This window comes from Pseudomonas sp. JR33AA (assembly GCF_021378985.1).
Lineage (GTDB): Bacteria > Pseudomonadota > Gammaproteobacteria > Pseudomonadales > Pseudomonadaceae > Aquipseudomonas > Aquipseudomonas alloputida.
On the sequence record NZ_JAJSAW010000023.1, the window covers coordinates 11,886 to 36,361 of the forward strand.

Consider the following 24,476-nt stretch of genomic DNA (forward strand, 5'->3'; position numbering starts at 1 on the left):
GGCGCGTGTGGCCGGCCCGGGTTGTCAGGCGCGCAGGCGCTGGCGCAGTACTTCGACCAGCCGGTCGATTTCCGCTTCGGTATTCAGCAAACCCGGCGCAGTGCGCACCACTGGCCCGGCATCGCGCGAGACGGCGTCGACGATGATGCGTTGGCTTGTCAGGTACCTGGCCAGCTCGTCGGCATCCTGGCCTTTGCCGCGAAAGAAGGTGAAGCCCGCCGAATGGGTGCTGCTGCGCGGCGTCACCAGTTCGATGGCAGGCAGGCTTTCCAGCTGTTGCTTGAGGTAGTCGTTGAGGGCGTGGATACGTGCCTGCACGGCAGCCTTGCCGGTTTGCAGGTGCAGTTCGAACGCCTTGCCCAGGGCCCAGCGGTGCTCGAAGGCGTGGTAGCCACCCGGGCTCATGATGGTGGCGAAGTCTTCGTTTTCCGAGAAGGTGGCGATGCTCGGTTGCAGCTGCCCCAGTGCCGAGGATGCGGCGCAGATGATGCCTGTCCCGCGGGGGCCGAACATCCACTTGTGGGTCCCGGATATGAAGTAGTCGCAGTTCAGGTCGGCGAAGCGCATGTCCTCGACGCCAAAGCCGTGAACCCCGTCGATGACATACAGGATATGGTCGCGTTCGTCCCTGTTCTGATTGACCTCGCGTACGAGTGCACCGATTTCGCCAACCGGCAGTTTCACCCCGCTGCCCGAATGTACCCAGGTCATGCCCAGCACCCGCGTTTGCGGGGAAATAGCGGCACGCAACGTGCCCAGCACCTGGTCGGTGCTTACCTGCCAGGGTTGCTCGAACAGGCGCAGCCTGCGTACCGGGTTGCCATCGCGGGCGCTGCGGTAGTTCATGGTCTGCCGTGCGGCGGAATGTTCGTGCACCGTGGTCAGGATTTCCTGGCCGGGCGCCAGCTTGATGCCACCATAGATCAAGCCCAGGCCCTCGGTAGTGCTGCCCGTCAGGGCAATCTGGCGTGGCGCCACCTCCAGGTAGCGTGCCGCCCATTGGCGTACCTCAGCCTCGTGTTTCCACTCCGACTGGGCGTCCCAGTCGACCATTCGCGCCGGGTGACGGTCGAAACGTGCACGCAGGGCCTCAATGGCCTCGCGTACCGGCCTTGGATGAGAGGTGATCAGGAAGTTGGCGAAGTGCGCATAGTTCGGGTCGAGTTCGAACAGGCGGCGAAAATCGGCCCATCGTGGGTTGCCGACGCTCGGTATCGGCGTGGCGGCCTCGGCACCGGGTAGCAGGTGGCCGGCGAGCGGCAGGCCGGCGGCGAGGAGACCTGCCCGTTTAAGAAAGTTGCGACGGTCGTTCATAAGAGTGCCCAATGGCTCAGCGCAGAGAAGTGTCGGTGCCGCGGGCAGCGTTCTGTACCTGTTCCCAGACGCGCAGGAAGTTGCCACCCCAAAGCTTGGCGATATCGGCCTCGGAGTAGCCGCGGGTAATGAGTTCGGCCGTTACGTTGCGTGCCTCGCTGGCGTCATGCCAGCCATCGATGCCGCCGCCTTCGTTGAAGTCGGAGCTAATGCCGACGTGGTCGATGCCAATCTTGCGCACGGTGTAGTCGATGGCATCGCCATAGTCCTTCAGCGTCGCTGGCGGCTCCTGTTCGAGGATTGCATAGAGCTCGTTGGCATATTGCCCGACCTTCTGCTCGGGCCAGCCGGCTATGACCGGGTCGCCCGGCATCAGCGCGTAGTTCAGGTCAGCCAGTGGCGGCAGCGCATAGCGGGCACGCAAGGCATTGAGGTTTTCCTGGGTCTGCGCGCTGAGCGGCTTGAGGTAGCTGGAGAACGCGACCAGTTGCACGACCCCGCCGCCTTCCTTGATCAATTGCATTTCCTTGTCGGACAGGTTGCGGTTGATATCGACCATGGCCCGGGGTGCCGAGTGCGACGCCACCACCGGAGTACGGCTGAGCTCAATGACCTGGTTCAGCGCCTTGCTGGACATCTGCGAGACATCGATGATCACGCCCAGGTCATTGAGCCGCTGCACGGCGCGCTTGCCGATGGGGGACAGGCCATCGAGCGCATCGACAGTGTCATTGAAGAATGGCAAGGGGCGAGACGAGTCGGCCCAGCTGTTGTTGCCGACGTAGCTGAAGCCGAACATGCGCACCCCGCGTGCCGCCCAGCGGTCGAGCTGGTCGATATCGTCCCCCAGCGCATACGCATTGAGCATGCTCAGAAATACCGCGAACTTGCCTTCGCCGTGCAGGCGCCGCATGTCCTGAGGGGTGTAGGCAATCGCGGCGCGTTCAGGGAAGTCGCGCACCATTGCGGTGATGGCGTTGTAGCGCACTTCCTGGGTGTGGCGGGCGGCCTCGACGAAGCCTGGTGTGGGGCGATGCGGGCTGTTTGCGCCGGTCCACGATTCGGGCCAGGCAAAGAGGGTCAGCGCCGCGCCGGACAGCCGCCCCCGGGCAGCCTTGGCCAGGTCGAAGCGGCCCGGCCCGTCCTTGTCGGCTTCGCTGCCTTCGTTGCCGAAGTCCAGCGGCAAGGTGACATGGCTGTCGAACGAGATGATGCGTTCCTGCAAGTCGTTGGCTTGACGAACGACTTCCCGGGAGTAGCCGCCAGGGGCCGCGAAATGGTACCAGGCAGCCAGACCGGCACCCGCGGCGACTGCCGCAGCCAGGCTGATGTACAGGGCTTTTTTCCAGCGTGGTGTCGTCATCTTGGTCTCGGTAGGTTCGCCGTCGAGGGAGGGCACAGAGGCCGCCGCTACCTGGGGTGAACGAGTCGACACGGAGGAAATTTAGCCGGCCCGGCCGCGGCGTTAAATTTTTGCGCAGGTACAACGTTCTAGCCTTGGACGGGCCGTGCTCCATGGCCGCCATGAACGCACAGGTAGTTGCAATGACGATTTCTCGACGCGGGTTCATCGCTGCTGTGGCATTGACGGGCGTAGCGGTACCCGGCGCGCTGTACGTGCAGCGACAGCGCGATGCCGAGGCGTTTGTGGAAACGCCTGGCGAGGCTGTTGTCGAGTTGGCCGATACCCGCCTGCAGCAGCTGGGCGACATCCTGCGGGGCATCTGGCGCTGGACTGCACATGGCAAGGATGCCCAACTGCTGGGTTTACCCGACGGGGAGCTGGAATTGTTTCTGGATGTCGCCAGCAATGGCCGGGGGCTGCGGGGCTACCTGGACACCGCAGAACGCCTGCGCAGTGAGCAGGAACCCCGTTATCGGGTCATGGGTGACTTGTTGACGGACAAGCCCGGGACGTTGCGCTGGCGGCTGTTTCCAACCGAGCCCGGGGCAGGGCAGGCGCGCTATGAATGCCATGTGGTGCTCGATGAGGTCTGGGGCGCCTATGGCAATGCCGGGCCGGCAACGCTCAATGGTCGTATCTCGGCCCTGGACCGCGCCCTGTCGCTGCCTGTTCTGGACAATGGTTTCCTGGCCTTGAAGCGGCCTTTCCCGGAGGCTCGCGAACGTACGCCGCTGTCGCCACAGCTGCTGGCCTGGCTCATTTCGCCGGAGCACCGGCTGTTTCACCAGCTGTGGCACGCATCGCGGGACAAGTGGCACAAGCTGGAAGAGGACAAGCAATCCGCCCTGCGTGGCTTGGGCTGGCAACCCGGGCCGCGTGGCCAGGAGCGTGATGCGCGTGGCAGGCACAAGGATCGCAACGGCTCCGGGGAAGACTTCCTGTTCATGCACCGGCACATGCTCGGCAGTGCCAGGGCCCTGCAGGACCTGCCTTCGTGGACGCGGTTCCCGCTGCCTCAGCCGGAGCTCGAGCGTGACCGCATCGGTTTCGCCCGTTACTTCGACAACCACGACGGCAATGCCTTGCCACCCACCTGGCTGGCCCATGACGACCAGGAGTACACCCAGTGGGTACGCGACATCAAAAGCCCGGATACCTTCCATGGCAACTTTCAGGTCTGGGAGTCGCGCTACAGTGATCCGGAATACCTGAGCAAGCTGACCTTGGGGCAGTTCGGTTCAGAGCTGGAGCTGGGCCTGCATGACTGGTTGCACATGCGTTGGGCGGCGGTGCCGCGCGACCCGTCCAACGGTATGCCGGTGCCTGCTGCACGCACCCCGGGTGATTTCGCCGAGCGCTGGTTCGAAGCACGCAACGATTTTCTCGGCGACCCGTTCTCGTCGCATGTAAACCCGGTGTTCTGGCATTTTCATGGCTGGATCGACGACCGAGTCGACGACTGGTTCCGAGCCCATGAGCGGGTCCACCCGGGTGAGATCCGTCGCTTGCAGGTGAACGGCGTACCCTGGTTCGCACCCGGGCGCTGGGTGGCCGTGGCTGACCCGTGGCTGGGTCCCGATACCCATGGCTGTTCGACGGTACCAGGTTTGCGGCCCGGTCGAAGCGTCGAAATGGACCCGGAAACCATGAAGTTGGCGTTGCGTATCATTTATGGCAACGAAGACCTCTTTGCCCGGCTGCGACCACGGGTGCCACAGCGTCCCTGGTATGCCCGCAATCTCAAGGTCGTGCGGGCGTCGGGCTGACGGTGAGTACAGCGCAGGTGTGCGTTGCTGAGAATCATTATATTTTGTAAGATTGCACGCTGATATCACTCAGTTCTGCAACTGCCTCAGCGTGGGTGTGCAGACGATTCCAGGTGTGTTTGTGGAACGTTACTATCGTGAGTTGGTGAGTTTCCTGTCCGCGCGCTTGGGTAACCGTCAGGCGGCAGAGGATGTTGCCCACGATGCCTACCTGCGGGTACTGGAGCGAGCGGACAACGGGCAGATCGAGCATCCGCGCGCCTTCCTGTACCGTATCGCCCTGAACCTGGTGGTCGACCGTCATCGTCGCCATCTGGTGCGTCAGGCCGAACCGCTGGAGATACTCGACAGTGATGAGGGCGGGCATGTGCCGGCGCTGGCGCAGGAACTGCAGCTCAACCAACGCCTGGCCCTCATGCAGCGGGCACTCGACGAACTGACCGGCCCCTGCCGCGAATGCTTCCTGCTGCGCAAGATCGAAGGCCTGTCACATTTGCAGATCGCCGAGCGGCTGGGCATCTCGCGCAGCCTGGTGGAAAAGCACATCGTCAATGCCATGAAGCACTGCCGGGTGCGCATGCGGCAATGGGAATCCTGATTGCCAGGTTAAAGGCAAATGCAAATTCCGTCAGTCAATCACTTGATTTATGCGGCTTTCCCGACTTCTATCAAAGAAGACCGTTGCCGGGTATGGCCTTGGCATTTGCCGTTACAGGCGCAGTATGGTCATGGAGCGTGCCCATTACCTAATGGCCCAGGTCCGACCATGGTAAACAAGACCCTGCGCATTCTCATCGCCGATGCACACCCCTGCCAGCGCCTGCAGCTGGAGCGGTTGCTCAATGGTTTGGGCTATTACCGGATAGCCCCAGTGGATAGCTTCGAGGAGCTGCAGCGCCTGGTGCAGTGCGCCTTGCAGCCCTTTCACCTGTTGCTGGGCAATATCGAGCTGGCCAGCCATTGTGGCGTCGATCTGGAACGCTTCTGCCGCGTCAGCACACAAATCCAGCATGCCCTGCTTTACCATTCCAGCCAGTTGAAAGTACCCGCAGTGCCGCAGACCGAGCGCCAGGCGGTCAGCCTGAGCCTGCCTCAGGCGCCCGATAACGAGGCGCTGGAGACGTTCATGGCAATCATCGACGCACCCATGGTGGTCGGCAAGCTACCGCTGCCAAGCGCCCTGCCGGCCAGTACAGCGCGGCCACGGCCGCGAGCCAACTTCGCGCATACGGTGTTCAACCGCTAGCGGTGCCGCAGGCGGGGCAATCGGGCAGCTATTTGTTATGCTCTTGCCCTTTGCCGATCTGCGGACCCTGCCATGACTGCCATCGATACCGCTCGCCCGCCCCGGTTCAGCCGCGGCGACCATCGGACCCTGGGCCTGGCGGCGCTGGGTGGCGCGCTGGAAATCTACGACTTCATCATTTTCGTGTTCTTCGCGCTGACCCTCAGCCAACTGTTCTTCCCGCCCGAGATGCCCGAATGGCTGCGCTTGCTGCAAAGCTTCGGCATTTTCGTCACCGGCTACCTGGCGCGGCCGCTGGGCGGCATCCTGATGGCGCACTTCGCCGACCACCTGGGGCGCAAGCGGGTATTCAGCCTGAGCATCCTGATGATGGCCCTGCCGTGCCTGCTGATCGGGGTGATGCCGACCTATGCCGACATCGGCTATGCCGCCCCGCTGATCCTGTTGGCCTTGCGCATCCTCCAGGGTGCTGCCGTCGGCGGTGAAGTGCCAAGCGCCTGGACGTTCGTTGCCGAGCACGCGCCAGACGGGCGGCGCGGCTATGCCCTGGGCTTTCTGCAGGCCGGGCTCACCTTTGGTTACCTGCTGGGGGCGCTGACCGCTACCTTGCTTGCGCAACTGTTCACCCCGCAGGAAATCCTCGATTACGCCTGGCGCTACCCGTTCCTGTTGGGTGGGGTGTTCGGTGTGATAGGTGTGTGGCTACGCCGCTGGCTAAGTGAAACACCGGTGTTCCTCGCCCTGCGCGCGCGCCAGGAGCAACCTGTGAGTTTTCCGCTGCGGCGGGTGCTGGGCGAACACCGCCGGGCGTTGATCCCTGCCGCGTTGCTGACCTGTGTGCTGACCTCGGCGGTGGTGGTGCTGGTGGTGATCACGCCGACGGTGATGCAGCAGCGTTTCGGCATGAGTGCCGGGCACACCTTCGCCCTGAGCAGCGTGGGCATCGTCTTCCTCAACATTGGCTGCGTGCTGGCCGGGCTGCTGGTCGACCGTGTGGGGGCCTGGCGCGCGCTGATGCTGTATAGCCTGTTGCTGCCGCTGGGTATCGGCGCGTTGTACGCCAGCCTGGTGGGGCAGTGGGGGATGACCTGGATGGCGTATGCGCTGGCAGGGTTGAGCTGCGGAGTGGTGGGGGTGGTGCCGTCGGTAATGGTCGGGCTGTTCCCGGCCGAGATCCGGGTTTCGGGGATTTCCTTCACCTACAACGTGGCCTACGCAGTGTGGGCCAGTACCACGCCGCTGGCGCTGATTGCGCTGATGCCTTGGAGCCCGTGGGTGTGTGTCGGGTTTTGTCTGATCATGGGTGCGGTGGGGCTGCTGACGGCCTTGTATTACGGGCGTCGTGAGCCATTGGTGTTTGCGGCGGAGCCGATGCCGGTCATGTGTGGCGACAAATGAGCAGGTGCATGTCTTGGGTTGTGTAGCAGGGCTTGCTCGCGATGCGCCGCGCGGGCGGCGCCCGATCTGATAGGCGCTGAACCTCTCACGGCGAACACCTCGTAGTCCAGACGCATACACAACAAAAAGCCCCCGGCCCATGAGGACCGGGGGCTTTTTGTTGTCGCAAGGGCAGGGGCCTTACATGTTCGGGTAGTTCGGCCCGCCAGCGCCTTCAGGGGTGACCCAGGTGATGTTCTGGGCCGGGTCCTTGATGTCGCAGGTCTTGCAGTGCACGCAGTTCTGCGCGTTGATCTGGAAACGCTTGTTGCCGTCTTCCTGGGTGACCACTTCGTACACACCTGCCGGGCAGTAGCGCTGGGCAGGCTCGTCGTACAGCGGCAGGTTGCTGGCGATCGGTACGCTCGGATCGGTCAGCTTCAGGTGGCAGGGTTGTTCCTCTTCGTGGTTGGTGCTGGAGAGGAACACCGAGCTGAGCTTGTCGAAGCTGAGCTTGCCGTCCGGTTTCGGGTAATCGATCTTCTGCGAGTCGGCGGCCAGCTTCAGGCAAGCGTAATCCGGCTTGGTATCGTGCAGGGTGAACGGCAGTTTGCCACCGAACCAGTTCTGGTCGACGTAGTTGAACGCACCGCCCAGAAGAGGCCCGAACTTGTGCAGGGCAGGGCCGAAATTACGGCTGGCAAACAGTTCTTCGTACAGCCAGCTGGCCTTGAAGGCGCTGACATAACCGTCGAGCTGGTCACCGCCTTCGCGGCCAGCGGCCAAGGCGTCTGCCACCGCTTCCGCGGCAAGCATGCCGGACTTCATCGCGGTGTGGCTGCCCTTGATCTTGGAGAAGTTCAGGGTGCCCAGGTCGCAACCGATCAGCGCGCCACCGTTGAACACCATCTTCGGCAACGAGTTCAGGCCACCCTTGCAGATGGCGCGGGCACCGTAGCTGATGCGCTTGCCGCCTTCGAGGTATTGGCTGATCACCGGGTGGTGCTTGAGGCGCTGGAATTCGTCGAACGGCGACAGGTAGGGGTTGGCGTAGGACAGGTCGACGATCAGGCCGACCACCACCTGGTTGTTTTCCAGGTGATAAAGGAACGAGCCACCGGTGTTGTCCTTGGCCATCACGTCCAGCGGCCAGCCGGCGGTGTGCACCACGAGGCCCTGCTCGTGCTTGGCCGGGTCGATTTCCCAGATTTCCTTCAGGCCGATGCCGTAGTGCTGGACGTCGGACTCGTTGTCGAGGTTGAAGCGCTTGATCAGCTGCTTGCCGATATGGCCACGGCAGCCTTCGGCGAACAAGGTGTACTTGGCGCGCAGTTCCATGCCCGGGGTGTACAGGCCGTCCTTGGGGTTGCCTTCACGGTCGACACCGAGGTCGCCGGTGACAATGCCGCGGACCACGCCGTTGTCGTCGAACAGCGCTTCCTGGGCGGCGAAGCCCGGGTAGATCTCTACACCGAGGTTTTCGGCCTGCTGGGCCAGCCAGCGGCACAGGTTGCCCAGCGAGATGATGTAGTTGCCATGGTTGTGCATGGTCTTGGGCACGAACAGGTCAGGCACCTTGGTCGCGCTGCCGGCATCCTTGAGCACGTAGATGTCGTCGCGCTTCACTTCGGTGTTCAGCGGTGCGCCGAGTGCTTTCCAGTCGGGGAACAGTTCGTTCAGGGCGCGGGGCTCGAACACTGCGCCAGAGAGGATGTGGGCGCCGACTTCAGAGCCTTTCTCCACCACGCAGACGCTGATTTCGCTACCGGCTTCGGCGGCCTTCTGCTTCAGGCGGCAGGCGGCGGACAGGCCCGCCGGGCCGGCGCCGACGATGACCACGTCGAATTCCATGTATTCGCGTTCCACTGGTTCTCTCCTACTCATCAAGGCTCGTGCTGTTGCTTTGTCTTATGGGTGCGGGGCATTCGCAGCGGTTCTACGCAACGGCGGAACTGTAGCTGGGCAAATGACGGACTACACCGTTTTGTCTTGGCCGCGCATTATATCTACACCACTTGGTGGGTCCAATACAAACGTTTGTTTGAATTTGCCGCAGGCCAGTAAAATCACAGGAACGCGGCTGGAGGGTGACCGATTTGCCGTATTGACCGGAATGGGTGTTACGGTCAAGATACGAGCGGTTTTACGTTCGCCGTAGGCTTGCAGCCGGGCGCAGGTACACCTCTAAAGACCAGGTGTGGAGCAGGGTTTTGCGGGCTTAGGCCGGTTTGTAGTGGAGTTTACACGCCACGACAGGAAATGACCCGTGAGGATTTGCCGCAAGAGTCCGAACAAGACTGTTTGGTCACTGTGAAGTTGCGGCCTCCCGATACGTTTTTAGAGGTGCCCTTGTACCCACGCGCATCGCAGGGCTCTGTCCCAGGCGACTATCTATTCACCGGAGAGTAACGAGGAATCCATGAAGGTTCTTGTAGCTGTCAAACGAGTGGTCGACTACAACGTCAAGGTTCGCGTCAAAGCGGACAACTCCGGCGTCGACCTTGCTAACGTCAAGATGTCCATGAACCCCTTCTGCGAAATCGCCGTGGAAGAAGCCGTACGCCTGAAGGAAAAAGGTGTTGCGACCGAGATCGTCGTCGTTTCCGTCGGCCCGACCACTGCCCAGGAGCAACTGCGTACTGCCCTGGCCCTGGGTGCCGACCGTGCCATCCTGGTCGAAGCCGCTGACGAACTGAACTCCCTGGCCGTGGCCAAGGCGCTGAAGGCCGTTGTCGACAAGGAGCAGCCGCAGCTGGTCATCCTCGGCAAGCAGGCCATCGACAGTGACAACAACCAGACCGGCCAGATGCTGGCCGCGCTGACTGGCTTCGCCCAGGGCACCTTCGCTTCCAAGGTCGAAGTCGCTGGCGACAAGCTGAATGTCACCCGTGAAATCGATGGCGGCCTGCAGACCGTTGCACTGAACCTGCCCGCGATCGTCACCACCGACCTGCGCCTGAACGAGCCACGCTACGCGTCGCTGCCAAACATCATGAAGGCCAAGAAAAAGCCGCTGGAGACTGTTACTCCGGACGCTCTGGGCGTTTCCCTCGCCTCCACCAACAAGACCGTGAAGGTTGAAGCCCCGGCTGCCCGCAGCGCTGGCATCAAGGTCAAATCGGTGGCCGAACTGGTCGAGAAGCTGAAGAACGAAGCGAAGGTAATCTAAATGACTATCCTGGTTGTCGCTGAATACGAGAACGGTGCCGTAGCCCCGGCCACCCTGAACACTGTCGCCGCAGCCGCCAAGATCGGTGGTGATGTGCACGTGCTGGTCGCAGGCCAGAACGTCGGTGGCGTTGCTGAAGCCGCTGCCAAAATCTCTGGCGTGGCCAAGGTGCTGGTGGCCGATAACGCCGCCTACGCCCACGTCCTGCCGGAAAACGTCGCGCCGCTGATCGTCGAACTGGCCAAGGGTTACAGCCACGTGCTGGCCCCGGCTACCACCAACGGCAAGAACATCCTGCCGCGCGTTGCCGCGTTGCTGGACGTGGACCAGATCTCCGAGATCATCTCGGTCGAGTCCGCCGACACCTTCAAGCGCCCGATCTATGCGGGTAACGCCATCGCCACCGTGCAATCGAGCGCGGCCATCAAGGTGATCACCGTGCGTACCACCGGCTTCGACGCCGTGGCCGCCGAAGGTGGTTCGGCTGCCGTCGAGGCTGTTGGCGCTGCGCACAACGCCGGCATTTCGGCGTTCGTTGGCGAAGAGCTGGCCAAGTCCGACCGCCCAGAGCTGACCGCAGCCAAGATCGTCGTGTCCGGCGGCCGTGGCATGGGCAACGGTGACAACTTCAAGCACCTGTACAGCCTGGCCGACAAGCTCGGCGCCGCCGTCGGTGCTTCCCGCGCCGCGGTCGACGCAGGCTTCGTGCCGAACGACATGCAGGTCGGCCAGACCGGCAAGATCGTTGCGCCTCAGCTGTACATCGCCGTCGGTATCTCCGGCGCCATTCAGCACCTGGCCGGCATGAAAGACTCCAAAGTGATCGTGGCGATCAACAAGGATGAAGAAGCGCCGATCTTCCAGGTGGCTGATTACGGCCTGGTTGCCGACCTGTTCGAAGCGGTGCCGGAGCTGGAAAAGCTGGTCTGATCCGCCTGCTTCACTTATAAAGAACCCGGCCCTCGTTTTGAGGGTCGGGTTTTTTTATGGCTTGAGGGGTGAGGGATGACGTTGCGCGGAACGGGCAGGGTGCTGGCATGTGTGGCGCTGTTGGTGACACCACTGGCCATGGCTGCAGGCAAGTGCGAGCGCCTGGTGGCGACCGGTAGCCCTGATGCGCCGCCCTATTCGTGGCAAGACCCGAAAGACCCCCGGCACCTGATCGGCGCCAACGTTGACCTGTTGCGCCAGGTGGCGGGTGAATTGGGCGTGAAGGTGGAAGTGTTGAGCGCTGGCCGCCGCGACCAGGCACTGGAAGAGGTGCGCAGCGGACGCATGGACCTGCTGCTCGACGCCCCCATGCAGGTGGAGCAACTGACCGCGCTGGATTACATCCATCCGCCGCTGCAACTCAATGAGTACCTGGTGTGGACCCGCCATGATGCCGCGGTGATCTTTGATGGCCCCGCGGATCTGGCCAGGTACCAGGGCAGTTTGTCCGAGCGTGCGCGCCTGACCCCGGCCTTTACTGCGTTCGCCAACGCCCAGCTCAAGCTGGTGCCGGCGCAGAACCTGACCCAGGCGTTTCAGAAACTGGTGCTCGGCCAGGTGGACTATGTGCTGGCTGGCCGTTACTCCGGTATGGCCATGGCCCAGAGCCTGGGTATGAGCAATGACCTGATAGCCCGCGGCTTGCCGGTGGACAGGCCGGGCCTGTACCTGGCGCTGTCGCACAACTCGGCGTGCAATGACAGCTGGTTGCGTGGGCAATTGGCAAAAAAACTGACAGAATTGCCGATCTCTGGTGCATCCGAAGCTGTGCTGCAACGTAATGTCGAGCGCTGGAAAGCGCAGTTGCAGGTGCCGGCGGACGCCCCCAAACACTAGGAAGATTGCGTGAGAACCCAACCACTAATCCTTGCCTTGGCCGTGCTCGGCCTGGCTGGCTGCGCCAATGATCCGGCCCCTGAAGAGCAGATGCGCATTTCCGAACAGGCACTGGACCAGGCCAAGGCCGTCGGCGCCACTGAGCAGGTCGAAACGCTGAAACTGGCTGAAGACAAGCTGGCCCGCGCCAAGGCCAACATGCTTACCCAGGACTACCGCGATGCGCGCATGCGCGCCGAGCAAGCCGAGCTGGATGCGCGCCTGGCCGAGGCTCAGGTGCTGAACCAGAAGAGCGAAGAGCAGCTGCAGGTGCTGCAGTCGCGGGTCAAGCGCTTGCGCAAGCAACTGGAGGTGCAGCCATGATCCGTCGTACGCCTTTGGCTGCACTGGCATTGTTGGCGCTGACGGCAGGTTTGCAAGGTTGCGCCAGCCAGCGCAGCAGTGCCGCGCTGGATGAGGCCACCGCCGCCTTCCAGGGGGTCAAAGATGATTCCGATGTGCTGCGCAGCGCGCCGCGCGACGTGATTCGCGCGGGTGAATCGCTGGCGCGCGCTGAGCGCCTGTCCAGTTACATCGGCACCGGTTCCGATGTGCGGCATTACGCTTACCTCAGCCAGCGCTACAGCGAGATTGCCCGCGAGCATGCCAAGCTGGCGCTGAACCAGGAGCGCCAGGCCAAGCTTGACCTGGAGCGCCAGCGCCTGCAGTTGGCCTTGCGTGAGGCCAAGCTAGCCAGCGTGCAGCAGCAGGGCAAGTGGGTTGAGTCACAGATTGCCGCGTTGGCTTCGGAGCAGGCAGACCGTGGCTTGGTGATGACCTTGGGCGATGTGCTGTTCGATACCGGCAGTGCCGACCTGAAGAACTCGGCCAGCCGGACTGTGCTAAAGCTGGTGCAGTTCCTGCAGCTCAACCCCCGCCGGGTAGTGCGTATCGAGGGCTATACCGACAGTACTGGCGCGGGCGAGGAGAATCTCAAGCTGTCGCGCGACCGGGCGCAGTCCGTGGCCGACATGCTTGTGGACCTGGGCATCGACGAAAAGCGCCTGCAGGTTGAAGGTTATGGCGACCAGTACCCGATCGAGGCCAATGCTTCGGAGCGGGGCAGGGCACAAAACCGTCGAGTGGAGATCGTATTCTCCGATGACAAGGGGCGGCTCGCACCGGCGCGCTGAGTAATGTAGAAAATGGGCCGCTTTGCGGCCCGTTTTATGTCGGTTTAATCGTTTCGATAGCTGTCACGCTGTTGTATTGTCGACGAGGTTGCAATCTGTCCCAGTACACTTTGCAACTGTTACGGTATCCTCTACCGTCAGTGACCCGTACAAGAACAACGAGCATGTAGCCATGACCAACCTGCTGCTGTACCAGCGTATCGCCCAGCAACTGGCTGATGATATCCGTCGCGGTGTCTACCAGCCAGGCGAGCGGGTACCCTCCGTGCGCAAGATGAGCGCCCAGCTCAATGTCAGCCATGCCACGGTGTTGCAGGCCTATGCCAATCTCGAGGATCAAGGGCTTATCCGCGCGCGGCCGCAGTCCGGCTATTACGTGCACCAGACCCCTGCCTTGACCGCGCAAACCCCGGACATCGCCCGGGTGGAGCGCCCCGGCCTGGTCACGCGTGCCAGCATCATCCAGCAGGTGCTGACCGAGGCGCGCCGCGATGGTGTGTTTCCGTTTGGCGCTGCAGTGCCGCATGTCGACTACCTGCCGGTGCGCGCCCTGCATCAGCAAATTGCCAAGGTAACGCGCTTCCATAGCCCGCGTGCCTTCAGCTATATGTTCAGCCCCGGTTTCGAGCCGCTACGCAGGCAGATCGCCATACGCATGCGCGATGCCGGCGTGCTGGTCGACCCGCGTGAAGTGATCGTGACCCATGGCTGTGTCGATGCCCTGCAGATGTCGCTGCGGGTACTGACCCGCCCCGGTGACCTGATCGCCGCCGAGTCACCGACCTATTACGGCTTGCTGCAGCTGGCTGACCTGCTGGGTTTGAAAGTGATCGAAATTCCCAGTGACCCGTCCACCGGTATCAGCCTCGAAGCCTTGCAACTGGCGGCTAACCAATGGTCGATCAAGGCGCTGGTGCTCACTGCGCGCTTGAGCAACCCGCTGGGCGGCACTGTTCCCGAAGAGCGGCAAAAGCAATTGCTGCGCCTGGCCTCGGACTTCGATATCCAGATCATCGAGGATGACATCTACGGTGAGCTGATGTTCGAGCAGGGCAAGACCAAGGCGCTGAAGGCGTTCGACCGGCTAGACCGAGTGATCTACTGTTCGAGCTTCTCCAAGACCCTGTCCCCTGGCGTGCGGGTGGGGTGGATGATCGCCGGGCGTTACCAGGACGAGATTCAGCGCCTGCAGACGTTTACCACCCACTCGGCCTGTAGCGTGACGCAGATGGGCGTGGCGGCCTACCTGGAGAATGGTGGCTACGACCGGCATCTGCGCTACATACGCCAGGAGTATCGCAAGAACCTCAGTGCCTATCAGTTGGCAGTGCAGCAGCACTTCCCCGAGGGTACCCAGATGACCCGGCCGACAGGCGGCTTCATTCTCTGGGTGAGCCTGCCTGGTCGGGTCAATACCCAGGAGCTGCATGTGCGCGCGCTGGAGCAGGGCATCAGTATTGCACCAGGGCTGATATTCAGTAACACAGAGCAGTTCAACCACTGTGTCCGACTCAATTGCGGCATACCTTGGAATAAAGAGGCCGAGCGGGCTGTTATTACGCTCGGTTTACTGGCGCAGCAGTTGTGCAGGGAGACTGCGGTAACGCTTTTGTAAGGCTTGCAAGCCGCCTGTGGAACAGGGAGCATACGCACTTTTACTGCCAGTCTGTCCATTTGCCATGAACGCTTTGCGCTGCTTTGTTCTGACCGTATGCCTTATGCCGTTCTGCTGGCCGATTGTTCCTGCCTTGGCTGCGCAACCGGCAAGCCAGGTTCAGGCAGCTCAGGGTAAGCACGTGCCCAAAAAGGCTACAGCCAAGCCTGCGCGCAAGCCAGTCAGCAAAGTGGTTGCCAAGCCTTTGCCCAAACCAGGGCTGGACCTTAGCTTGCCAGTCGAGATGGTCAACGACCTTGAGCCGAATGTGGGCACGCTTTCGCCAATCCAGCGGCGCAAACCTTTGTTGCCGCCCATGTTCACAGAAAAGCCAGAGACCAATGACAGCCCTTTTCAGCTCAATGGTCGGCTGATCAACAACGAAATGCAGCTGCAGCTGCGCAATGACAGCCGTCGTGAAGTAGAGGGCGCTGCCATCGATTTCGAGTATCGCCAATAGGTGCGAACTGACTGCTGGGTCACGGCAGATTTCATCGTGCCAGCAATTTCAAACGTCTGTTTGAGCGGTTACTATCCAGGGACGTTCGTCCCGTTTTGTTCCAGGGAGTCCTGATTTTGGTGAATAGCCATGAAATGCCGTGAGGGCTGTGGTGCCTGCTGCATCGCCCCGTCCATCACTTCTGCGATGCCGCGAATGCCCAATGGCAAGCCGGCGGGTGAGCGCTGCCTGCACCTGACGGCGGCCAACCTTTGCGACCTGTTCGGCAAGCCCGAGCGGCCGGCGGTGTGCGGTGGCTTCAAGGCGGATGCCGAGGTGTGCGGCAGTAATCGTGACGAGGCAATCAGGATTCTTGGCTGGTGGGAGCAGATGACGGCGGCGTGACGGGCTGGATCTTCTACAACAAGGATAAACATGATGAGATCGTTCAAGCGTATTGCACTGCTGTGTGGCGTGGGTGTTCTGTTGTCGCCTGTGGCCTGGGCTGAAAACTGGCAAGTGGCCAAGGACGAGGAGGGGATCAAGGTGTCCCTCAGTGAGGTGGCCGGGTCCAAGTACAAGGCCTATCGCGGTGTGACCGTGATCAAGGCGCCGCTGGCCAAGGTCGAGGCGCTGCAGGAGGACGTGTCCGGGGCCTGTGCCTGGATTCACGAATGCAGGTCCCAGAAGCTGCTCAAGCACGAAGGTGACCAGACCTGGACCTATACCCAGTTCAATACGCCATGGCCGGTGACGCCGCGTGATTCCGTGCTGCATATTACGACCGTCAAGGAGGCGGATGGCAGCCTGATCCGTAACCTGAAAGAAGAGCCGACTTACCTGCCGGAAGAGAAGGGTTTTGTTCGGGTGGCAAAAGTCGAAGGCTTCTGGAAGCTGGTGCCCAAGGGTGACAGCACTGAAGTGACCTACCAGGTGCACACCGAGCCAGGTGGTAGCGTGCCGGCGATGGTGGCCAACAAGTTCGTGGTGGATGCGCCGTTCAATACCCTGAAAGGGCTGCGCGAGCGGGCGGAGAAAAACTGAGGTTTAGCGCGTGCGCGCTCCCACATGAGAACGCGCAGCGCGCAATAAAAAAGGCTGCCCGAGGGCAGCCTTCTTGCGTTCGGCTACTGCAGCTTACTTGCGGTCCTTCAGGGCAACGATGTCGCGCTTCTGCTCGCCGGTGTACAGCTGGCGCGGACGGCCGATCTTGTACGGGCTGGAGAGCATTTCTTTCCAGTGCGAGATCCAGCCCACGGTACGTGCCAGGGCGAAGATCACGGTGAACATGCTGGTTGGAATGCCGATGGCCTTGAGGATGATCCCCGAGTAGAAGTCGACGTTCGGGTACAGCGAGCGCTCGATGAAGTAAGGATCGGTCAGGGCGATCTCTTCCAGGCGCATGGCCAGTTCCAGCTGCGGGTCGTTCTTGATGCCCAGCTCGCGCAGGACTTCGTCGCAGGTCTGCTTCATCACGGTGGCGCGCGGGTCGCGGTTCTTGTACACGCGGTGACCGAAGCCCATCAGCTTGAACGGGTCGTTCTTGTCCTTGGCCTTGGCGATGAACTTGTCGATGTTCGAAACATCACCGATTTCATCGAGCATGGTCAGTACGGCTTCGTTCGCACCGCCGTGGGCCGGGCCCCACAGTGCGGCGATACCGGCGGCGATACAGGCGAACGGGTTGGCACCCGACGAGCCTGCCAGACGAACGGTAGAGGTGGAGGCGTTCTGCTCGTGGTCGGCATGGAGGATGAAGATCCGGTCCATTGCCTTGGCCAGCACCGGGCTGATCGGTTTGATCTCGCACGGGGTGTTGAACATCATGTGCAGGAAGTTTTCCGCGTACGACAGGTCGTTGCGCGGGTACATCATCGGCTGGCCCATGGAGTACTTGTAAACCATCGCAGCCAGGGTCGGCATCTTGGCGACCAGGCGCACCGCGGAGATTTCGCGGTGTTGCGGGTTATTGATGTCCAGGGAGTCGTGATAGAACGCCGACAGGGCGCCGACTACGCCGCACATCACCGCCATCGGGTGAGCGTCGCGGCGGAAGCCGTTGAAGAAGGACTTCAGCTGCTCGTGAACCATGGTGTGGTTCTTGACGGTGCTGACGAACTGGGCCTTCTGCTCGGCATTTGGCAGTTCGCCATTGAGCAGCAGGTAGCAGGTTTCGAGGTAGTCGGACTGTTCGGCGAGTTGCTCGATCGGGTAGCCGCGGTGCAGCAGGATACCTTTGTCGCCGTCAATATAGGTGATCTTCGACTCGCACGAGGCAGTCGCCATGAAACCTGGGTCGAAGGTGAAGTGACCAGTGGCCCCTAACCCGCGGACGTCGATTACATCAGGACCAACGGTGCCGGTTAAAATGGGCAGCTCGACGGGGGCAGCGCCCTCGATGACCAACTGCGCTTTTTTGTCAGCCATGTGGCCTCCTATTAATGCTTGAAATCATCAGACAGACCCCCCACGCAGGGCCCGCACCACTATAGAGGGATAAATTCAGATGTCAATTTGCCTAAAGGCTTGTTGAATCAGGCATTCAAGCCTGGTTTTTCCCGAAATTCTCGCCCATTTACGCCTTTTGTTCATTAAAGGCAATGCGCTATTTGGGCTACCCCGTCACGTTGTCATAAGCAGCCTAACTGTCTATACTCGGCACCCGACCGCCAGGGGCTTGCAAGCCCGAACTGCTGGGGGTCGCCGTTCCCTGGGTGGTGGGTACCTGACCAGTACACTTACCAACAACTTTGCCCTGATTCGCTAGGGGCTCTTCAGTGTGAAAAAAGCCGTGAAAAGCCAACGACCTGTAAACCTAGACCTAAGGACCATCAAGCTCCCCGTCACTGCGTACACGTCCATCCTGCACCGTATCTCCGGCGTCATCCTGTTCATCGGCCTTGCCATCATGCTTTATGCACTGGGCAAGTCGCTGGGTTCCGAGGAAGGCTTCGGTGAGGTGAAGGCGTGTCTGACCAGCCCGCTGGCCAAGTTCGTGACCTGGGGTCTGCTGTCCGCCCTGCTTTATCACCTCGTGGCAGGTGTTCGTCACCTGATCATGGACATGGGTATCGGTGAGACGCTGGAAGGCGGCAAGCTGGGCTCGAAAATCGTGATCGTCATCTCCGTGGTGCTGATCGTTCTGGTGGGAGTTTGGGTATGGTAACCAATGTCACGAACCTGTCGCGTTCGGGCCTCTATGACTGGATGGCGCAGCGCGTTTCTGCGGTCGTTCTCGCGGCTTACTTCCTCTTCCTGATCGGCTACGTGGTCGCCCACCCAGGCATCGACTACACCCAGTGGCATGGTCTGTTCTCCAACAACGCGATGCGGATCTTCAGTCTGCTGGCCCTCGTTGCCCTGGGCGCTCACGCCTGGGTCGGCATGTGGACCATTGCAACCGACTACCTGACGCCTATGTCGTTCGGCAAGTCGGCAACTGCGATTCGTTTCCTGTTCCAGGCGGTATGCGGCGTTGCGATGTTCGCTTACTTCGTCTGGGGTGTGCAGATTCTCTGGGGTATCTGATCCATGGCTAGCATTCCAACCATTTCCTTCGACGCCATCATCATCGGTGGCGGCGGCGCCGGCATGCGCGCAGCGCTGCAGCTGGCTCAAGGCGGCCACAAGACTGCCGTAGTCACCAAGGTCTTCCCGACCCGTTCGCACACCGTATCCGCCCAGGGCGGCATCACCTGCGCCATCGCTTCGGCCGACCCGAACGACGACTGGCGCTGGCACATGTACGATACCGTCAAGGGTTCCGACTACATCGGTGACCAGGACGCTATCGAATACATGTGTCAGGAGGGCCCGGCTGCGGTCTTCGAACTGGACCACATGGGTCTGCCGTTCTCGCGCACCGAAACCGGCCGCATCTATCAGCGCCCGTTCGGTGGTCAGTCCAAGGACTTCGGTAAAGGTGGCCAGGCCGCCCGTACCTGCGCCGCTTCGGACCGTACCGGTCACGCGCTGCTGCACACCCTGTACCAGGGCAACCTGAAAGCTGGCACCACGTTCCTCAACGAGTACTACGCCGTTGACCTGGTGAAAAACCAGGACGGCGCATTCGTGGGTGTGATCGCCATCTGCATCGAAACCGGCGAAACCCTGTACATCAAGTCCAAGGCCACCGTGCTGGCCACTGGCGGTGCGGGCCGTATCTACGCTTCCACCACCAACGCCCTGATCAACACCGGTGACGGTATCGGCATGGCCCTGCGTGCAGGCGTGCCGGTGCAGGACATCGAAATGTGGCAGTTCCACCCAACCGGTATCGCCGGTGCCGGTGTACTGGTCACCGAGGGTTGCCGCGGTGAAGGTGGCTACCTGATCAACGCCCACGGCGAGCGCTTCATGGAGCGTTACGCACCGAACGCCAAGGACCTGGCCGGCCGCGACGTGGTTGCCCGTTCCATGGTCAAGGAAATCATCGCCGGCAACGGCGTGGGCCCGAACAAGGACCACGTACTGCTGAAGCTGGACCACCTGGGCGAGGAAGTGCTGCACAGCCGCCTGCCAGGTATCTGCGAGCTGTCCAAGACCTTCGCCCACGTTGACCCTGTGGTCGCACCGGTGCCGGTCGTGCCAACCTGCCACTACATGATGGGCGGCGTTGCCACCAACATCCATGGCCAGGCCATCACCATGGACGCCGACGGTCAGGATCACATCATCCCGGGCCTGTTCGCCGTAGGTGAAGTGGCGTGCGTATCGGTTCACGGTGCCAACCGCCTGGGCGGCAACTCGCTGCTCGACCTGGTGGTGTTCGGCCGTGCTGCCGGCCTGCACCTGGAGAAGGCGCTGAGCGAAGGCGTGGAATACCGCGACGCCAGCGACACCGACGTCGATGTTGCCCTGAACCGCCTGAACAAGCTCAACGAGCGTACCAGCGGTGAAGACGTTGCCAGCCTGAAGCGCGAGCTGCAGAGCTGCATGCAGAACTACTTCGGTGTATTCCGTACTGGCGAATACATGCAGAAGGGTATCGAGCAACTGGCCGGTCTGCGTGACCGTATCGCCAACGTCAAGATCAACGACAAGTCCCAGGCCTTCAACACCGCGCGTATCGAAGCGCTGGAGCTGCAGAACCTGCTGGAAGTTGCCGAAGCTACCGCCATTGCGGCGGAAGCCCGTAAAGAGTCCCGCGGCGCTCACGCCCGTGAAGACTTCGAAGACCGTGACGACGAAAACTGGCTGTGCCACACCCTGTACTACCCGGGTGAGAAGCGCGTTGCCAAGCGCGGCGTCAACTTTGCGCCGAAGACTGTTCCAGCCTTCGAACCAAAAGTCCGGACTTACTAAGGGTGGCTGCTATGTTGAAAGTCGAAGTTTATCGTTACAACCCGGACACCGACTCGGCGCCAAAAATGGAGTCGTTCGACGTCGATACCGGCGGCAAGGACCTGATGGTGCTGGATGTATTGGCACTGATCAAGGAAAAGGACGAGGGTTTCTCGTACCGTCGCTCCTGCCGTGAAGGCGTTTGCGGTTCCGACGGCATGAACATGAACGGCAAGAACGGCCTGGCTTGCATCACCCCGCTGTCGGCGGTGGTGAAGGGTGGCAAGCTGGTTCTGCGTCCTCTGCCAGGCCTGCCGGTCATTCGTGACCTGGTGGTCGATATGAGCATCTTCTACAAGCAGTACGAGAAGGTGAAGCCGTTCCTGCAGAACGACACCCCGGCCCCGGCTATCGAGCGCCTGCAGTCGCCGGAAGACCGTGACAAGCTGGACGGCCTGTACGAGTGCATCCTGTGCGCTTGCTGTTCGACTTCCTGCCCGTCGTTCTGGTGGAACCCGGACAAGTTCCTGGGCCCGGCAGCCTTGCTGCAAGCCTACCGCTTCCTGGCCGACAGCCGCGATACCAAGACTCAGGAGCGCCTGGCGTCCCTGGATGACCCGTTCAGCGTATTCCGCTGCCGCGGGATCATGAACTGCGTAAACGTTTGCCCGAAAGGTCTGAACCCGACCAAGGCAATCGGTCACGTACGTAACATGCTGCTGCAAAGCGGCACCTGATACAAAGCGTTGTACCTGCAGTAAGCCGAGGTGCGGGTGGTGAGCCCGCACTGAGGTAAAATCCGAACAAGGGCCCACAAAGCCCGCGTTCATTACCTATGAAGATATGAGACCAGCAGGGGCTTTCCGGGCTGGTACCCGGAAAATCAGCAGGATCCAGGTGGCGTGGTTCAGTCGCTGTTTTCGGACTTTTCCAGGTTTGCTGTGGCTCTCGCCGATCAGTCCCCTAATCGAGGGTGACCAAGCATGCAAGAAAGCGTGATGCAGCGCATGTGGGATAGCGCCCACCTTTCAGGTGGTAACGCTGCATATGTGGAAGAGCTCTACGAGCTCTACCTGCACGACCCTAACGCTGTGCCAGAAGAGTGGCGCACTTACTTCCAGAAGTTGCCAGCCGACGGCAGCACCGCTACTGATGTATCGCACTCGACAATCCGCGACCATTTCGTACTGCTGGCAAAGAACCAGCGCCGCGCCCAACCGGTTTCCGCCGGGAGCGTGAGCAGTGAACACGAGAAGAAGCAGGTTGAAGTTCTGCGACTGATCCAGGCCTATCGTATGCGCGGCCATCAGGCTGCCAAGCTCGACCCGTTGGGGTTGTGGCAGCGCCCTGCGCCCGTAGACCTGTCGATCAATCACTACGGCTTGACCAATGCCGATCTTGATACGACCTTCCGTGCCGGCGACCTGTTCATCGGCAAAGAGGAGGCGAGCCTACGCGACATCTTCGATGCACTCCAGAAGACATATTGTCGCACCATTGGCGCCGAATTCACCCACATCGTCGATTCCGAGCAGCGCAGCTGGTTCCAGCAGCGCCTGGAAAGCGTGCGCGGCCGTCCGGAGTATTCCGCTGACGTGCAGGCCCACCTGCTCGAGCGCGTGACCGCCGGTGAGGGCCTGGAAAAATACCTGGGCACCAAGTACCCGGGCACCAAGCGTTTCGGCCTTGAAGGCGGCGAGAGCCTGATTCCGATGCTGGATGAAATGATCCAGCGTTCCGGCTCTTACGGCGCCAAGGAGGTCGTGATCGGCATGGCCCACCGTGGCCGCCTGAACGTGCTGGTGAACACCTTCGGCAAGAACCCGCGCGAGCTGTTCGACGAGTTCGAAGGCAAGAAGATGAACGAGCTGGGCTCCGGTGACGTGAAGTATCACCAGGGCTTCTCCTCGAACGTGATGACCCCGGGTGGCGAAGTGCACCTGGCCATGGCGTTCAACCCGTCCCACCTGGAAATCGTATCGCCGGTGGTCGAGGGTTCGGTGCGCGCCCGTCAGGACCGCCGCAACGACACCGTTGGCGACAAGGTGGTGCCGATCTCGATCCACGGCGACGCTGCGTTCGCTGGCCAGGGCGTGGTCATGGAAACCTTCCAGATGTCGCAGACCCGCGGTTTCAAGACCGGCGGTACCGTGCACATCGTGATCAACAACCAGGTTGGTTTCACCATCAGCAACCCGCTGGATGCGCGCTCCACCGAGTACGCGACCGACGTTGCCAAGATGATCCAGGCCCCGATCCTGCACGTGAACGGCGATGACCCGGAAGCCGTGCTGTTCGTCACCCAGCTGGCCATCGACTACCGCATGCAGTTCAAGCGTGACGTGGTCATCGACCTGGTCTGCTACCGTCGCCGTGGCCACAACGAGGCAGACGAGCCTAACGGCACCCAGCCGCTGATGTACCAGCAAATCAGCAAGCAGCGCACGACCCGTGAGCTGTATGCCGAGCAGCTGATCCAGGCCGGTCGCATCGACGCCGAGCGCGCTCAGGCCAAGATCGACGAGTACCGCAACGCGCTGGACAATGGCCTGCACGTGGTGAAAAGCCTGGTCAAGGAGCCGAACCGCGAGCTGTTCGTCGACTGGCGTCCGTACCTGGGCCATGCCTGGACCGCGCGTCACGACACCCGTTTCGACCTCAAGACCCTGCAGGATCTGTCGGCCAAGCTGCTCGAGCTGCCGGAAGGTTTCGTGGTCCAGCGTCAGGTGTCGAAGATCTACGAAGACCGTCAGAAGATGCAGGCCGGTGGCTTGCCGATCAACTGGGGTTATGCAGAGACCATGGCTTACGCCACCCTGCAGTTCGAAGGTCACCCGATCCGCATGACCGGCCAGGACATCGGCCGTGGCACCTTCTCGCACCGTCACGCGGTGCTGCACAACCAGAAGGACGCCAGCACCTACATTCCGTTGCAGAACCTGTTCCCTGGCCAGCCACGTTTCGACCTGTACGATTCGTTCCTGTCCGAGGAGGCGGTACTGGCCTTCGAATACGGCTACTCCACCACCATGCCGAACGCGCTGGTGATCTGGGAAGCCCAGTTCGGCGACTTCGCCAACGGTGCGCAAGTGGTGATCGACCAGTTCATCACCAGTGGTGAGCACAAGTGGGGCCGCCTGTGTGGCCTGACCATGCTGCTGCCACACGGCTATGAAGGGCAGGGGCCGGAGCACTCCTCCGCGCGTCTGGAGCGTTACCTGCAGCTGTGCGCCGAGCACAACATCCAGGTCTGCGTACCGACGACGCCGGCCCAGATTTACCACCTGCTGCGTCGCCAGGTCATTCGCCCGCTGCGCAAGCCGCTGGTCGTCCTGACGCCGAAGTCGCTGCTGCGCCACAAGCTGGCCATCTCGACGCTGGAAGACCTGGCAGAAGGCTCGTTCCAGACCGTGATCCCGGAAATCGACGCCATCGATCCGGCCAAGGTCGAGCGTCTGGTGCTGTGCAGCGGCAAGGTCTACTACGACCTGCTGGAAAAACGCCGTGCCGAAGGCCGCGAAGATATCGCCATCCTGCGTATCGAGCAGCTGTATCCGTTCCCTGAGGACGATCTGGTCGAAATCCTCGCCCCTTACACCAACCTCAAGCACGCGGTCTGGTGTCAGGAAGAGCCGATGAACCAGGGCGCCTGGTACAGCAGCCAGCACCACATGCGCCGTATCCTGGGCCGCCACAACAAGGCACTGGTCCTGGAATACGCCGGTCGCGACGCTTCTGCCGCGCCAGCCTGTGGTTACGCTTCGAAGCACGCCGAACAGCAGGAAAAACTGCTGCAAGACGCCTTCATTGTCTAACGCCTTCGC

The 24,476-nt window shown here is 61.6% G+C and carries 22 protein-coding genes; 18 read left to right on the forward strand and 4 right to left on the reverse strand.

Going from position 1 to position 24,476, the window contains the following annotated elements:
- Positions 1-24 precede the first annotated feature (24 nt).
- Positions 25-1,314 (reverse strand): pyoverdine-tailoring periplasmic protein PvdN, encoded by a 1,290-nt coding sequence (pvdN, locus tag LVS58_RS23280; protein ID WP_233693010.1) that lies wholly within the window; start codon positions 1,312-1,314, stop codon positions 25-27.
- Between the two features lie 16 nt (positions 1,315-1,330).
- The gene (locus LVS58_RS23285) at positions 1,331-2,677 is read right to left on the reverse strand and encodes a dipeptidase (protein WP_233693011.1); all 1,347 of its coding nucleotides are present in this window, start codon (positions 2,675-2,677) and stop codon (positions 1,331-1,333) included.
- A gap of 182 nt (positions 2,678-2,859) precedes the next feature.
- Here LVS58_RS23285 and pvdP point away from each other — a divergent pair, with 182 nt between their 5' ends.
- From pvdP to LVS58_RS23305, 4 genes are all read left to right on the forward strand, one after another.
- Positions 2,860-4,485 carry a pyoverdine maturation tyrosinase PvdP gene (gene pvdP, locus LVS58_RS23290; protein WP_233693012.1) on the forward strand — a complete coding sequence of 542 codons (1,626 nt, stop codon included), beginning with the start codon at positions 2,860-2,862 and terminating at the stop codon, positions 4,483-4,485.
- Positions 4,486-4,549: 64 nt separating this feature from the next.
- Entirely contained in the window at positions 4,550-5,083 is a 534-nt protein-coding gene (locus LVS58_RS23295) for a sigma-70 family RNA polymerase sigma factor (RefSeq protein ID WP_325175992.1), read from the forward strand.
- A 168-nt stretch (positions 5,084-5,251) separates the two neighbouring features.
- Positions 5,252-5,731, forward strand: a complete 480-nt coding sequence (locus LVS58_RS23300) for a histidine kinase (RefSeq protein WP_233693014.1) — start codon at positions 5,252-5,254, stop codon at positions 5,729-5,731.
- Between the two features lie 72 nt (positions 5,732-5,803).
- Positions 5,804-7,129 (forward strand): MFS transporter, encoded by a 1,326-nt coding sequence (locus LVS58_RS23305; RefSeq protein ID WP_233693015.1) that lies wholly within the window; start codon positions 5,804-5,806, stop codon positions 7,127-7,129.
- 180 nt (positions 7,130-7,309) lie between these two features.
- Here LVS58_RS23305 and LVS58_RS23310 read toward each other — a convergent pair whose 3' ends face one another.
- On the reverse strand, positions 7,310-8,992 hold the full coding sequence (locus LVS58_RS23310) for an electron transfer flavoprotein-ubiquinone oxidoreductase (RefSeq protein WP_267954630.1): 1,683 nt from the start codon (positions 8,990-8,992) through the stop codon (positions 7,310-7,312).
- A 535-nt stretch (positions 8,993-9,527) separates the two neighbouring features.
- On the opposite strand from LVS58_RS23310, the gene LVS58_RS23315 reads away from it, so the two are divergent.
- The 9 genes from LVS58_RS23315 to LVS58_RS23355 all read left to right on the forward strand — a co-directional run bounded on the left by LVS58_RS23315 (position 9,528) and on the right by LVS58_RS23355 (position 16,413).
- Positions 9,528-10,277, forward strand: coding sequence for an electron transfer flavoprotein subunit beta/FixA family protein (locus tag LVS58_RS23315; protein WP_003254232.1), 750 nt, complete (start codon positions 9,528-9,530; stop codon positions 10,275-10,277).
- Positions 10,278-11,207 (forward strand): electron transfer flavoprotein subunit alpha/FixB family protein, encoded by a 930-nt coding sequence (locus LVS58_RS23320; RefSeq protein WP_003254230.1) that lies wholly within the window; start codon positions 10,278-10,280, stop codon positions 11,205-11,207.
- A 75-nt stretch (positions 11,208-11,282) separates the two neighbouring features.
- A complete protein-coding gene (locus LVS58_RS23325) occupies positions 11,283-12,104 on the forward strand; it encodes a substrate-binding periplasmic protein (protein ID WP_233693017.1) in 822 nt (273 codons plus the stop codon).
- A 9-nt stretch (positions 12,105-12,113) separates the two neighbouring features.
- Positions 12,114-12,467 (forward strand): DUF4398 domain-containing protein, encoded by a 354-nt coding sequence (locus tag LVS58_RS23330; RefSeq protein WP_014859265.1) that lies wholly within the window; start codon positions 12,114-12,116, stop codon positions 12,465-12,467.
- Positions 12,464-13,276, forward strand: a complete 813-nt coding sequence (locus LVS58_RS23335; RefSeq protein WP_233693018.1) for an OmpA family protein — start codon at positions 12,464-12,466, stop codon at positions 13,274-13,276. Before LVS58_RS23330 ends, LVS58_RS23335 begins: the two co-directional genes overlap by 4 nt.
- A gap of 172 nt (positions 13,277-13,448) precedes the next feature.
- Positions 13,449-14,891, forward strand: coding sequence for an aminotransferase-like domain-containing protein (locus tag LVS58_RS23340; RefSeq protein ID WP_003254223.1), 1,443 nt, complete (start codon positions 13,449-13,451; stop codon positions 14,889-14,891).
- 64 nt (positions 14,892-14,955) lie between these two features.
- Complete coding sequence (locus tag LVS58_RS23345) at positions 14,956-15,390, forward strand: hypothetical protein (RefSeq protein WP_233693019.1); 435 nt, start codon at positions 14,956-14,958, stop codon at positions 15,388-15,390.
- A gap of 129 nt (positions 15,391-15,519) precedes the next feature.
- Positions 15,520-15,774, forward strand: a complete 255-nt coding sequence (locus LVS58_RS23350) for a YkgJ family cysteine cluster protein (protein ID WP_233693020.1) — start codon at positions 15,520-15,522, stop codon at positions 15,772-15,774.
- Between the two features lie 33 nt (positions 15,775-15,807).
- A complete protein-coding gene (locus LVS58_RS23355; protein WP_233693021.1) occupies positions 15,808-16,413 on the forward strand; it encodes an START domain-containing protein in 606 nt (201 codons plus the stop codon).
- A 93-nt stretch (positions 16,414-16,506) separates the two neighbouring features.
- Here LVS58_RS23355 and gltA read toward each other — a convergent pair whose 3' ends face one another.
- Positions 16,507-17,796 carry a citrate synthase gene (gene gltA / locus LVS58_RS23360; RefSeq protein ID WP_003254218.1) on the reverse strand — a complete coding sequence of 430 codons (1,290 nt, stop codon included), beginning with the start codon at positions 17,794-17,796 and terminating at the stop codon, positions 16,507-16,509.
- A gap of 352 nt (positions 17,797-18,148) precedes the next feature.
- Between gltA and sdhC the strand changes: the two genes are divergently transcribed.
- The 5 genes from sdhC to LVS58_RS23385 all read left to right on the forward strand — a co-directional run bounded on the left by sdhC (position 18,149) and on the right by LVS58_RS23385 (position 24,467).
- The gene (gene sdhC, locus LVS58_RS23365; protein ID WP_008091902.1) at positions 18,149-18,535 is read left to right on the forward strand and encodes a succinate dehydrogenase, cytochrome b556 subunit; all 387 of its coding nucleotides are present in this window, start codon (positions 18,149-18,151) and stop codon (positions 18,533-18,535) included.
- Positions 18,529-18,897 (forward strand): succinate dehydrogenase, hydrophobic membrane anchor protein, encoded by a 369-nt coding sequence (gene sdhD / locus LVS58_RS23370; protein ID WP_003254214.1) that lies wholly within the window; start codon positions 18,529-18,531, stop codon positions 18,895-18,897. The genes sdhC and sdhD overlap by 7 nt, the downstream gene beginning before the upstream one ends.
- Before the next feature lie 3 nt (positions 18,898-18,900).
- Positions 18,901-20,673 carry a succinate dehydrogenase flavoprotein subunit gene (gene sdhA / locus LVS58_RS23375; RefSeq protein WP_003254213.1) on the forward strand — a complete coding sequence of 591 codons (1,773 nt, stop codon included), beginning with the start codon at positions 18,901-18,903 and terminating at the stop codon, positions 20,671-20,673.
- Between the two features lie 11 nt (positions 20,674-20,684).
- On the forward strand, positions 20,685-21,389 hold the full coding sequence (locus LVS58_RS23380; protein WP_003254212.1) for a succinate dehydrogenase iron-sulfur subunit: 705 nt from the start codon (positions 20,685-20,687) through the stop codon (positions 21,387-21,389).
- Between the two features lie 246 nt (positions 21,390-21,635).
- Positions 21,636-24,467, forward strand: coding sequence for a 2-oxoglutarate dehydrogenase E1 component (locus LVS58_RS23385; protein ID WP_233693022.1), 2,832 nt, complete (start codon positions 21,636-21,638; stop codon positions 24,465-24,467).
- The last annotated feature ends 9 nt before the right edge of the window (positions 24,468-24,476 follow it).